This window comes from Sphingobium sp. TB-6 (assembly GCF_012927365.1).
In the GTDB taxonomy this organism is placed as follows: Bacteria; Pseudomonadota; Alphaproteobacteria; order Sphingomonadales; family Sphingomonadaceae; genus Sphingobium.
In genome coordinates this window covers 545906-557984 of record NZ_JABBGL010000001.1, presented here as the reverse complement: position 1 = coordinate 557984, position 12079 = coordinate 545906, and the positions used below count along the sequence as shown (strand labels likewise).

Annotated in this window: 13 protein-coding genes; 6 read left to right on the top strand and 7 right to left on the bottom strand. The window is 62.9% G+C overall.

Features of this window, described 5'->3' with window-relative positions; all coding sequences use genetic code 11:
- Positions 1-39: 39 nt before the first annotated feature.
- Complete coding sequence (locus HHL26_RS02530; RefSeq protein WP_066563759.1) at positions 40-1047, top strand: LacI family DNA-binding transcriptional regulator; 1008 nt, start codon at positions 40-42, stop codon at positions 1045-1047.
- Here HHL26_RS02530 and pyk read toward each other — a convergent pair.
- The 3 genes from pyk to HHL26_RS02515 form a co-directional block, all read right to left on the bottom strand.
- Positions 1044-2513 carry a pyruvate kinase gene (gene pyk / locus HHL26_RS02525; RefSeq protein ID WP_066563757.1) on the bottom strand — a complete coding sequence of 490 codons (1470 nt, stop codon included), beginning with the start codon at positions 2511-2513 and terminating at the stop codon, positions 1044-1046. The two genes, HHL26_RS02530 and pyk, sit on opposite strands and share 4 nt — an antisense overlap.
- A 2-nt stretch (positions 2514-2515) precedes the next feature.
- The gene (locus HHL26_RS02520) at positions 2516-2665 is read right to left on the bottom strand and encodes a hypothetical protein (protein ID WP_158511761.1); all 150 of its coding nucleotides are present in this window, start codon (positions 2663-2665) and stop codon (positions 2516-2518) included.
- Between the two features lie 119 nt (positions 2666-2784).
- The gene (locus HHL26_RS02515) at positions 2785-3630 is read right to left on the bottom strand and encodes a fumarylacetoacetate hydrolase family protein (RefSeq protein WP_066563755.1); all 846 of its coding nucleotides are present in this window, start codon (positions 3628-3630) and stop codon (positions 2785-2787) included.
- A 146-nt stretch (positions 3631-3776) separates the two neighbouring features.
- Here HHL26_RS02515 and HHL26_RS02510 point away from each other — a divergent pair, with 146 nt between their 5' ends.
- Positions 3777-4496 carry a TetR/AcrR family transcriptional regulator gene (locus HHL26_RS02510; RefSeq protein ID WP_066562339.1) on the top strand — a complete coding sequence of 240 codons (720 nt, stop codon included), beginning with the start codon at positions 3777-3779 and terminating at the stop codon, positions 4494-4496.
- A 101-nt stretch (positions 4497-4597) separates the two neighbouring features.
- On the opposite strand, the gene maiA is transcribed toward HHL26_RS02510, so the two are convergent.
- The 3 genes from maiA to hmgA are packed head-to-tail and all read right to left on the bottom strand — an operon-like array spanning position 4598 to position 7847.
- Entirely contained in the window at positions 4598-5245 is a 648-nt protein-coding gene (maiA, locus tag HHL26_RS02505) for a maleylacetoacetate isomerase (protein WP_066562338.1), read from the bottom strand.
- Complete coding sequence (gene fahA / locus HHL26_RS02500) at positions 5242-6543, bottom strand: fumarylacetoacetase (RefSeq protein WP_066562337.1); 1302 nt, start codon at positions 6541-6543, stop codon at positions 5242-5244. Before fahA ends, maiA begins: the two co-directional genes overlap by 4 nt.
- Entirely contained in the window at positions 6540-7847 is a 1308-nt protein-coding gene (hmgA, locus tag HHL26_RS02495; protein WP_066563754.1) for a homogentisate 1,2-dioxygenase, read from the bottom strand. Before hmgA ends, fahA begins: the two co-directional genes overlap by 4 nt.
- Positions 7848-7957: 110 nt before the next feature.
- Here hmgA and HHL26_RS02490 point away from each other — a divergent pair, with 110 nt between their 5' ends.
- On the top strand, positions 7958-8413 hold the full coding sequence (locus HHL26_RS02490) for a MarR family transcriptional regulator (RefSeq protein WP_066562336.1): 456 nt from the start codon (positions 7958-7960) through the stop codon (positions 8411-8413).
- Positions 8414-8421: 8 nt separating this feature from the next.
- On the opposite strand, the gene HHL26_RS02485 is transcribed toward HHL26_RS02490, so the two are convergent.
- Positions 8422-9315, bottom strand: coding sequence for a LysR family transcriptional regulator (locus tag HHL26_RS02485; protein WP_066562331.1), 894 nt, complete (start codon positions 9313-9315; stop codon positions 8422-8424).
- 97 nt (positions 9316-9412) lie between these two features.
- Here HHL26_RS02485 and HHL26_RS02480 point away from each other — a divergent pair, with 97 nt between their 5' ends.
- The 3 genes from HHL26_RS02480 (at position 9413) to HHL26_RS02470 (ending at position 12000) form a co-directional block, all read left to right on the top strand.
- Entirely contained in the window at positions 9413-10021 is a 609-nt protein-coding gene (locus HHL26_RS02480; RefSeq protein WP_066562329.1) for a TetR/AcrR family transcriptional regulator, read from the top strand.
- Positions 10022-10366: 345 nt separating this feature from the next.
- On the top strand, positions 10367-10744 hold the full coding sequence (locus tag HHL26_RS02475; RefSeq protein WP_066562327.1) for a hypothetical protein: 378 nt from the start codon (positions 10367-10369) through the stop codon (positions 10742-10744).
- Positions 10745-10749: 5 nt separating this feature from the next.
- On the top strand, positions 10750-12000 hold the full coding sequence (locus HHL26_RS02470; protein WP_066562321.1) for an efflux RND transporter periplasmic adaptor subunit: 1251 nt from the start codon (positions 10750-10752) through the stop codon (positions 11998-12000).
- The last annotated feature ends 79 nt before the right edge of the window (positions 12001-12079 follow it).

Here is a 12079-nt window from a genome sequence, read left to right as displayed (position 1 = left end):
CAGTCTTCGGATCCGAGGAACATGGGGAAGGAACCGGGCATGGTGGGCGCGAAGGAAATTGCAGCGATGCTCGGACTGTCGATCTCGACGATCGGACGCGCGCTTGCGGACGACCCCAGAATCAGTGCGGAAACGAAAGCGCGAGTACGCAAGGCCTGCGACCAGATGGGCTATGTCGGCAACCTGCCGGCACGGATGATGCGCGGCGGATCGAGCAACTTCATCGGCTTGGTTCTTCCGGACATCCGTAACGACTTCTACGCCTCAATCGCCCAAACTCTCTCCGAATGTTGCGATCGTAACGGGTTCCATGTCGCGCTTTCGATCACCAGCGACAATCGCGAAACCGAATATCGCCATCTTCGCGATCTGGTGGGCGCTCGAGTCGCAGGTACGATCATCGTACCTACCGCCGCCCCGCGACGCGATAGCGTGGCGCTGCTGAAACGGGCTCCTCATGTCCAGATGTTGCGGAAACTGCCCGGCGTGGGCGGCGCGTGGTTCGGGATCGATGACGAAGCGGCGCTTTACGACGCGGCAGATCATCTTCTCAGGCTGGGGCACCGGCGAATCGCCTACATAGGCGTGTCCGACCGGCGATCGACATCAATGGACCGACTGCGCGGGGTTAGGCGCGCTTATGCGGCGCATCGGGCGGACGCGGAGCTGCTGAGCGTATATCTGGGTCCGTCGAACGCAGAGGCAGGCGAGCAGGCTTTCGAACAGATCTTGAACGCTTCGCCCCGTACCTCAGCGATACTCTCAGCTTCCGTTCATGTTACGCACGGCGTGCTTCGGGCCATTCGGTCGCGCAACATAGACATCCCCGGCGAGATGTCATTCGTGGGTTTCGGCGATCCTGAATGGTATTCTTGGTGGGGTCCGGGTCTGACCACCGTGCAGTTGCCCGTACAATCCCTCGCAACCAGTTGCGGACTTTGGTTTCTGGACACGCTGCGGGAGGGTTCGGAACAAGCCTTACAGGCCGATCACCAGTCGACCAGCGCCGCCCAACTCGTAGTCCGCGGATCGACAGGCCGACGCTAGCTCGCCGGCCCATCCCCGCGGTCGTCCAGTTCGTTTCCGTTCAGCAATGCCACGTGAAGCATGTTCGTGGAACCGGGAATGCCGAACGGAACCCCGGCCACGATCACGATACGGTCGCCCCCCTTCGCCATCCCGCAGCGCAAAGCCATGCGTTTGGCCTTGGCGATCATGCTTTCGAAATTTTCGACGTCGTTCGTCTGGACGGCATGAACGCCCCACAACAACCCCGCCCGGCGGGCCGTATCTCTCTTGGGGGTGAGGACCAGCAAGGGTACTGGCGGCCGCTCCCGAGAAATGCGCCGAGCTGTCGAACCGGAAAGGGTGAAACATACGATGAGCGAGGCATTGACGGTGCCGGCGATCTGCGATGCACCCGCGGCGAGCGCGTCCGCGGTGGTCGCATTGGGCAGGGTCCGGATAAAGTGAAGCCTTCCGGCATAGCCATGGTCGCGCTCGACGGCCTGGGCGATGCTATCCATCATTCCGACGGCCTCGCGCGGCCATTGCCCAGCCGCCGACTCGGCCGACAGCATGACAACGTCAGCGCCGTCGTAGATTGCGGTGGCCACGTCCGAGACTTCCGCCCGCGTGGGCGTGGGTGCAACGATCATCGATTCGAGCATCTGCGTCGCGACGACCACCGGTCGTCCCAATATGCGTGCCGTTTCGACGATCTTTTTCTGCATGCCGGGAACAAGGTGGGGCGGCACTTCGACCCCTAGATCGCCCCGCGCCACCATGACGGCGTCGGAGAGCTCCAATATCTCTTCGGCGCGCTCGACGGCCGCCGGCTTTTCGATTTTCGCCATGAGGGAAGCCCGGCCCGCAATGAGCTTTCTCGCTTCGGCGATATCCTCGGGCCGCTGCACGAAGGAAAGCGCGATCCAGTCGGCCCCCTGTTCGCATGCGAATTCCAGATCGCGACGGTCTTTGTCCGTAAGAGCCGTCATAGGAATGACGACGTCAGGAACGTTGAGACCTTTGCAGTTGGAAAGGCGGCCGCCGGTTTCCACGACGGTGTCGGCGCGCGTCGCATCGCAGGCCTCTACCCGAAGGGCCAGCTTTCCATCATCCAGGAGGAGCCGCGCACCAGGAACAAGCGCCTGAAGTATCTCGCGATGGGGTAGGTGCACCCGCGTTTCGTTCCCCGATGCCGGGTCACTGTCGAGGACGAACTTGGCACCTTTTTCGAGGAGGATCGCGCCATCCTGGAAATTGCCGATCCGCAATTTGGGGCCCTGAAGGTCGAACAGGATCGTCGTCGCACGCCCGTGCGTCTTCTCAATGCCTCGGATCGCCGCAACGATCGCGACTTTATCCTCTTGCGTACCATGGCTCATATTGATCCGGAATGCGTCCGCACCCGCTTCGAACAGTTCCGTAATTATTTCCGGAGTCGCGCTCGCCGGACCGAGGGTTGCCAGCACTCTCACATTGCGAAACCGGGGATTGGCTCGATGTTCCATCATCATTCTCCATCGGGCGTAGCCCGCCGCCCCGCACCGATCCCGGCGGAGGCGAGCGCCTCGCTTGCGGCAGACCGGATCAGCTGCTCGAGGCTGAGCGCGTCATGCTTTCCGAACTTGGCATGACCCCATCCGACGATAACTGGTTCCATTTCTGCATTCCTCTCTGCCCCTCGGGGTCAGCATAGGTTTGAAACGATTTGCCCCGTCGGATCGGTGTGCAGCCCGAACCCGACGAGACCCCGCATGCGCAGCGGGTTTCCGGGATCGGTCAGCCCTCCGGCACGACTCGATGTTTCTGCTTTCCAAGATCGTCCACGCCTAACGCAACTATGTCCCCGGGCCGAAGATACATGCGCGGATCCATGCCAAAGCCCACACCCGCCGGCGTTCCGGTGAGGATAACGTCGCCAGGAAGCAAGGTCTGGAACTTGCTTATATGTGCGATGCATTCAGCGACGCTGAAGATCATCTCGCTCGTCGAGGCATCCTGGCGAATGTCCTGATTGACCGTAAGCCAGATGTGAAGCGACTGCGGATCGACTACATCTTGCGGCGTCACCAGCCATGGTCCAAGGGGGGTAAAGCTGTCGTAGCTCTTCCCTTTATTGTGCAGCCCACCATGACTGAACTGCCAATCCCTTTCGGAGATGTCGGCGGCCACCATGTACCCGCCAATATAATCGTAGGCGTCTTCGAGGGCGATGTGACGGCCACGCTTCCGTACGACTACGGCAAGTTCCGCTTCCCAGTCTAGCGCTTCGGCCCCTTGGCCCAGAAGAATGTCATCATATGGACCCGATATGGAGCCTAGAGCCTTTTGGAACAGCATCGGGAAATCGGGAATGGCCATATTTGCCTCGGCTGCATGATCCCGGTAGTTGAGTCCTATACCCAGAAGCTGGGATATTCCGGATATCGGTGCGGCAATTCGAATGTCTCCGTCCACTTTGGGCAGCTTTGCCGGGTCGAGGGCAGCGAGAATATGCTGCCATTCGTCCGACAGATGCTCGACGGTCCAGTCGGTGACCAAGGGCGAGATAGCGCGAAGATTGCCTTCGCCGTCAACAATGCCGGCCTTCTCTCGTCCCGGCTCTCCATACCGCACCAACCGCATATCCGTCTCCATATTTCTGAATTAATCCTCAGTATTACCTCGATCGCATTTTGTCCAGAGCCAGCCGCCCTCTTCGTGTCGTGTTCTGATTGAACCTTCATTCCGATCTTGCTAGGGAACATCGGAACACGGAACCGAGGGGGCGTATGGCCAAGGCAAAACCGATTGCAGCAGTGTCCGCAGAGCCGACGAACGAACCACGCCGAGCGAAGGGTGGCAGGAAGCTGACGGCGAGGCGCAAACTCATCGACGCCGCATATCGCGTCATGCGCACAAAGGGTCTTGAAAGCTCGACCATTGCGGAAATCGTCGAGGAAGCGGATGTCGGAGTCGGATCTTTCTACAACCATTTCACCTCGAAGGAAGAGCTTGCGCAGGCGGTCTTTTCGACGGTCGTCGAAGAATTCGGAGCGGCCCTCGAACAGGTCACTCGGAAACAGCCGAATGCGGCAATATCGACATGTTTCGCAATCCGGCGCCTTATCGAACAGGCAGAACGTGACCGCGCCTGGGCCGCATTCATCATTCAGCTCGAACCATCGTTGCAGATGCTCGACCGTTTGCTGCGCGATCATGCTCGCGTCGGCGTTCAGATGGGTGTCGATTCCGGAATGTTCCGCGTAGACGACGTCGAGTTCGCGATCACGGCGATCCACGCCGTCACCATCGCGATCGTGAAGGCGACGCTCGAAGGACAGATCACACACAAAGCAGCCCATCGCGCATCCGCTTTGCCGTTGCGTATGGTCGGCGTGTCGGAGGAAGAGGCCAACCGTCTTGCCGCGCTTTCGATGACGGCGCTGCGCAAAGAGGCGAGAACTACGGGCGGGAAGGATAGCCAGCCAAAGGAAGACAAGGCTCGCTGACTATCTTCTTGGTCACATCGGCTGGTGGGCTTCCTGTCCGCGATGCTATCGAGCGACGCCAAGGAGGTGCCCGCCGGTCGCCGTCAGCCGCGCTTCGTCGCTCATTGCTGGTCGGCATCGGGCTGGACGGAAGGATGCGCCGCCGTAAAGGCATCCAGCGCCCGCGCTTTTTCCCCCGCCGCGACCAGCGCGGGAAAGGGCGAGAGATCGACCTTGAACCGCTCCGCCGAATAAAGCTGCGGCACCAGATAGCAGTCCGCCAGCCCCGGGCGGTCGCCAAAGGCAAAGCCCCGGCCATGCCGCGCCACCAATATTTCCAGCGCGGCGAAACCATCCTCGATCCAGCGAGCTATCCATTTGTCCAGCGCAGCCTGATCCGCGCCGAAATCACCTTTCAGCGCCTGCAACACGCGCAGATTGTTGAGCGGATGGATGTCGCAGCCGATCAGCGCGGCCATCGAGCGTGCAATCGCCCGCCCTTCCGCATCCGGCGGCAACAGTGGCGGTTGCGGCCAGCGTTCCTCGATCCACTCCAAGATCGCCGGGCTTTGCGTAAGCGCAAAATCGTCCGTCTCCACTGCCGGAACCAACCCTTGCGGCGCCAAGGCACGATAGCCCGCCTCGCGTTGCGCGCCGGTGCGCAGATCATGCGTCACCTGTTCATAGGCCACGCCCTTCAGGTTCAGCGCGATCCGCACGCGATAGGCGGCGCTCGACCGCCAATAGCCATGGAGTGTCAGCGCGCTCATCGGGCCGGCTCGATCACGGCCCGGCATTCCCCGAAGCCGATGGACACATAGCCGTCCGCCCGCGCCACCGCCTTGAGTGCCAGTTCGTCGCCATCCTCCAGAAAGGCCCGTTCCTCGCCGGTCGGCAGGACGATCTTCGTCTTGCCGCCCTCGGTCAGTTCCATGAGACTGCCATAGCTGTCCGGCGTCGGTCCGGAGAGCGTGCCCGTCCCCAGCAGATCGCCGGGATTGAGGTTGCAGCCATTGGAGGCATGATGGGTGACGATCTGCTGCGCGGTCCAGTACATGGACGAAGCTGGCCCGCGGGAAAGCCGCATCGGCGCCAGCCCCTGCGCTCGCATGCGCGCACTCGACAGATGGACCTCCAGTTCGATAGCCAGCGCGCCATGGGCCTGATCCCCCTCATCCCACAAATAGGGCAAGGGTTGCGGATCGCCCTCAGGCCGCTCTGGCTGGGCGATGCGGAAGGGCGCCATGGCCTCCGCCGTCACCACCCAGGGCGAGATGGTCGACTGGAAATTCTTGGCGAGAAACGGTCCCAAAGGCACATATTCCCACGCCTGAAAGTCCCGCGCCGACCAGTCGTTGAGCAGGCAGAAGCCCGCAATATGATCCGCCGCTTCGGCAATCGGCACGCGTTCGGCCAGCGCATTGCCCGCGCCAATCCAGATGCCCAGCTCCAGCTCATAATCCAGCCTTTGGCTTGGCCCCACAATGGGCACATCAGCATCGGGCGCCTTGCGCTGACCCTGCGGCCGCACCACCGGCACCCCTGAAGGACGGATCGAGGACGCCCGTCCATGATAGCCGATCGGCACATATTTATAATTGGGCAGTAATGGATTGTCGGGCCGGAACAGCTTGCCGATATTGGTCGCATGGTGAATGCCGACGTAGAAATCGGTATAATCGCCAATCGCGGCGGGCAGATGCAGCGCACAATCCGCCGTCCGGTGCAACAGGGGTTCAACCGCGTCCCGCTGCCCCGCATCGCTGAACAGCGCACTCAACCAGCGGCGCAGCGCCACACGGTCAGCCACCGGGAGCGCCATCAGCGCGTTCAGCGTCGTTCCGCCCAATGCGGACACCGCACCAGCGGGCAGCAATCCGGCCTCCGCAGCGGCGCGCAGATCGAATATCCGATCCCCGATCGCCACGCCGGCCCGCGCATCCCCGCCGGGCGGCGAGAAAATCCCGTAGGGCAGGTTCTGCACGGGAAAATCGGGATGCCCATCGGCCCCTTCCACCCAGCTCGACCGGGCCGGATCATGGGTTTCGTCGATCTGCGGAAAACTCATGCCCCCTCCTCGTCTCTTGAACCGGCCCCTTGCGGCAGTTGCGCCTTTGTGAAGCCCGACCAGCAATCATCATAGTCCAACTGGCAAAGCGGCGTTTCCATCGCGAAGCGGGTCGGATGGAAAGCGAAGCGGCTTTCGAACATGAAGGCCATGGTGTCGCTGATCCGATGCGGCCTCAACTCGGCGGCCACCGCGCCCTCATAGCTCGCCCGGTCCGGCCCATGTCCCGCCATGCAATTGTGCAGCGAAGCGCCACCCGGCGCAAACCCGCCCGCCTTGGCATCATAGACGCCGTGGATCAGTCCCATGAACTCGCTCATCACATTGCGGTGAAACCATGGCGGGCGGAATGTATCCTCCGCCACCATCCAGCGCGGCGGAAAGATCACGAAGTCGCAATTAGCCGTGCCCGCCCGGTCGCTGGGGGATGTCAGCACGGTGAAGATCGACGGATCGGGATGGTCGTAACTGACCGTGTTCATCGTGTTGAACCGCCGCAGATCATAGCGGCACGGCGCCAGATTGCCATGCCATGCCACCACGTCGAAGGGCGAATGGTCCTGCGTCGTCACCCATAGCCGTCCGGCGAATTTCTGGACGATCTCATGGGGCGTATCGTCATCCTCATACCAGGCGACGGGCGTTTCGAAATCGCGGGCATTGCCGAGCCCATTGGCGCCGATCGGTCCGAGTTCAGGCAGGCGGAACAAGGCGCCGTAATTTTCGCAGACATAGCCCCGCGCCGCGCCATCGGGCAGGTCCACCCGGAAACGCAGGCCACGTGGAATGAGCGCGATCTGTTCCGGCGCGACATCCATCACGCCCATTTCGGTGACGATGCGCAGCGTGCCCTGCTGCGGCACGATCAGCATCTCGCCATCGGCATTATAAAAGGCCCGCTTTTCCATCGAGCGGTTCGCGACATAGAGATGGACGGCCAGGCCTTCGCCACCCGCTGCATCGCCCGCGCCGCAATAGCTGGTCAGCCCGTCAATGAAATCCAATGGCCGCTCGGGCAGCGGCAGCGGATCCCAGCGCAGGCGGTTGGGCGTCGGCGGGACTTCATCAAACGGCCCGCTGCGCAACAGGCTCTCATATTCATAAGGGCGATAGGGCGGATGATTGGCCGCCGGGCGCAGGCGATAGAGCCAGCTCCGCCGATTCTCGCCGCGCGGCGCGGTGAAGGCGGTGCCGGACAATTGTTCGGCGTAAAGCCCATAGGGCGCATGTTGCGGCGAATTGCGGCCGACCGGCAGCGCGCCCGCCACCGCCTCCGTCGCGAAATGATTGCCGAAGCCCGCCATCATGGCTGCGTCGGGACGCCCGTGCTCCTCCATCCTTCACGACTCCAATGGTATCAATTGTTACCATCATAGCGCTTTGCCGATGAAGTATCAAATGTTACCATTTGGGCATGACCGCCAAGACGCTGCGCCTCGACCAATTCCTTCCCTACCGCCTCTCCTTCACGGCGGCGCTGCTAAGCGACACGATCGCGCAAAGCTATGAAACGCTGTTCGGCATCACCATAGCCGAATGGCGCGTCATCGCCTGGGTTGCGGAAAGGGGCAGCATCACCCAGCAACAGATTTGCGCCCAAAGCCGCATGGACAAGGTGACGGTCAGCCGCGCCGCCATCGCCCTGACGGAGCGAGACCTGCTCCATCGGCTGCCCAATCCGGAGGACCGCCGATCCCATCTGTTGGCACTCACGGCGGAGGGGCAGCGGCTTCACGCAGCCATCGCCCCCAAGGCGCTGGAACTGGAAAGCGGAGTCTTCTCCCATTTCAGCGCGGAAGAAATCGACGCCTTTACCACCATGCTCCGCCGAATCGATGCTATCGTGCTTGGCGAGCGGGAGGGAGAATGATTGGGGATTTACCCCTCGCTCCGTCCTGAAATATCCCGCGCCACGGTCAACACCGCCTGCGCCAGCGGGCCCAGCGGCGCCCGATCGGAGACGATCACGCCGATCCGGCTCCCTTCCTCCGCATCGGGCAGCGCGAAGGTCCGCACCCAATCCAGCCCGTCCAGCAGCATCGCATGGCTATCCGGCACGATCGAACAGAGCCGCCCCTGGCGCACCAATGCAAACAGCGCGACATAGCTGTCCGCCGTCACCACCGGCCGCAACGCCAGCCCGCGCTCCCCCAGCCGCGCATCCAATATCCGCCGGTTCTGCATCCCCTGATGCAGCAGGCACAGCGGCAATCCAGCCACATCCTCCCAGTCCAACACCCGCTTTTCATCCAGCACGCCCTGCGCCGCCGCCAGCATGTAACGCTCGACATAAAGCGGCACCGCGAGCATGTGCGACGGCGGCTCGAAATCCAGATAAGTGAGGCCCGCATCCAGTTCGAATGCGGTCAATTCCCGCTCGATCTGGCGCGACGTCAGCGCCCGTACGGATATGTTCAGCCCCGGATGCCGCTCCAGCAGCGCCCCGACCAGCGGGCCGACGGCCGGCATCGCCGCCGGGATCGCCCCCAGTCGCAATTCGCCCTGCAACGGCCCCTTGGCGACCGCCGCCGCCTGCATCAGATTGTCCGCCGCCGCGACCAGTTGCTGCGCCCAGGGCAGGATCGCCAGCCCCTCCTCGGTAAGCCCGGCATAGCGGCGGTTACGCAGGATCAACCGCTTGCCAAGCTGCGCCTCCAGCGCGGAGATGCCCGCCGACAGCGTCGGCTGCGACACATGGCACGCCGCCGCCGCCCGCGCGAAATGCCCTTCCCTCTCCAGGGCCAGGAAATATTGAAGAAGACGGGTCTGCATGCGCTTCGCTCTCTTTTCCCGGCTGATAGGATAAAGTGATGCCCCATGTAACCCGGCTCTGGACGCTGGGCGCAAGCTTCACTATATACCGCTCGGTATGGAAACACAGACGCAGACAGCAAGGGGACGCCCGCGAGAGTTCGATCCCGAAGAAGCGCTCAGCGCCGCGCTCACCGTCTTCTGGCGGCGTGGCTATGAGGGTGCGTCCATGGCCGAGCTGACCGAGGCGATGGGAATCACCAAGCCCAGCCTCTATGCCTGTTTCGGCAACAAGGAATCGCTGTTCCGCAAGGCGCTCGACCTCTATGAGCGCGACAAGCTTTGCTACATGAAATCCGCGCTGGACGCGCCGACGGCGAAGGGCGTGGCCGAACGGCTGCTGCGCGGTTCGCTGGCGATCCAGACCGGCACGACCGATCCCCATGGCTGCCTGGGCGTCATCAGCGCCGTGGCCTGCACCACCCATGCGGATTCGATCCGCGACGATGTCATCGCCCGCCGCGCCTCTTCGGACGCGGCGCTCCTGGCGCGGATGGAACGCGCGCGGGATGAGGGCGACTTCCCCGACACGATCGAGCCGCAGGCGCTGGCCACCTATCTGACGACGGTGATGCAGGGCATGGCCGTGCATGCGAGCGCCGGAATGCCGCGGGAACGGCTGGAGCAACTGGTGGAGACCACGCTGGCCGTCTGGCCAGGCAAGTGACGGAAATCAGACATTTCCTGTATTAAATACCAAAAAATTACCAATCGGTACAAAAAGATTCTTGACCCCACTGCTGCACCGCATTATATACCAATCAGTATTGAATAGACCTGCTATCCAAAAGGGGTCATATGATGCGGACATTTCTTAAACTCTGTCGTCACTGACGACCTGAAGCGGCCAGCCCAACAGGGCGCCGCGACCTGACCATCATCCTATCGCTTGACGCGCGGCCATGGGTTGCGCGGCGGAGAGGTTTTTTCACGTTCGGCCGGGATGGCTCGCGGCGGACGGCATCATGTCGGCCCGAACCCCCGGCTGTGCATCGTTGACAGGGGAATAGCCATGGCATTTCTGCAACTTGCCACGCTTGCCGAAGATGGCGGGGCGATTGGCGCCACAAGGGCAGCAAGCTCCAGCTTCGCGCCCATCGAATGGCAGATCATCCAGTTGGCGCGCCGGGACGGACTGTCGTCCTTGCGCGCGCCGGACCGCTGGGACCGGCTGAAAAGCTGGATATTCGGGGAGCGCGCCAATCCGCGCCTCGCCAACAAGCGGCTGGAAAGCCTGCGCCGCCTGGCGGTCGACGCCTGGCATCGCGGATACACCGTCCGTCCCTCCTTCCTGAAGGCCTTCCTCCAGGCCGGTTTCAATGAAGGCCAGCTTGAAACGCTGCTGGCCAGCATCAGCGCGCAAAGGCGCTTTCAAGGTTCCCGGAGCTGACACTCATGAACATGCATACACCCATCGACGTCGACACCCGGTCGGCCACGCCCCTCGCCCGCTGGCGCAAGCGCCATGTTTCGCTGGGCGTGATCGCGCTGGCCATCGTCGGCGGCGTGACCTGGAAGATCGTCGACAGGCCCGAAGCGCAAGCCGCCGCCACCCCGCTGGTCACCGTGGGCGTCTCCGTCCCGCTGACCCGCACGGTGACGCAGTGGGACGAATATGTCGGCCGCTTCGCCCCCAGCCAGACGGTCGAAATCCGTCCCCGCGTGTCGGGTTCGGTGACCGCGATCCACTTCAGGGACGGCGATTATGTGCGGCAGGGGCAGTTGCTCTTTACCATCGACCAGCGGCCCTTCCTGGCGGCCCTGGCCGAAGCCCGCGCCAGTACCGCCAGCGCCCGCAGCGCATTATTGCTCGCGCAGAACGATTATAGCCGCGTCCAGCGCCTGACCGGCGATGAAGCCGTTTCCGCGAGCGAGGTAGACTCGCTCCGGTCCCGCCTGCAGGCCGCTCAGGCAGCCCTGGCGGGGGCGCAGGCCCGCGAGAGGCAGCGCGCGCTCGACATGGAGTTCACGCAAGTCCGCGCACCGATTTCGGGCCGCGTTTCCGACCGTCGCGTCGATATCGGCAATCTCGTCTCCGCAGGCGAGGGTGCGGGCGCGACGCTGCTGACCACGGTCAACAAGCTCGACCCCATTTATTTCAACTTCGACGCGTCCGAAGCGCTGTACCTGAAATCGCAGCGCGACAAGGGCAATGGCGGGGCAGTCGAGGTTCGGTTGCAGGACGAAGCGGATTACCAGCACAAGGGTCGTCTGGACTTCACCGATAACGGGCTCGACCCGCGTTCGGGCACGATCCGGGTGCGCGCTGTGTTCGACAATCCGGAGATGTTCCTGACGCCGGGATTGTTCGGAAACATGCGCCTCGCCAATGGCGGCAAGGTCAATGCCCTGCTGGTTCCGGATGAGGCCATCCAGTCCGATCAGGCGCGCAAAACCGTGCTGGTGGTCGGAAAGGACGACAGCGTTACAGCAAAGCCAGTCGAACTGGGGCCGGTGGTGGACGGGCTGCGCATCATCCGCGCGGGGCTGGCGCCCGGCGACCGGGTGATCGTGTCGAACATCCAGGCCGCCATGCCCGGCGCCAAGGTCGCTACGCGGCCAGCGGCGATCGAGGCGAGCCCGGCGCCGGTCAAGCCGACGGATGCGGCGGCGCCGACGGCGGCGCAGGCGACCTTCGCTCGCTGACCCAACCCCTTGGGACAGCACGGAGAATTATCCTGCGATCCGGCACTCCCCACCGGATCGCGTACCCCTTTTCACGCCA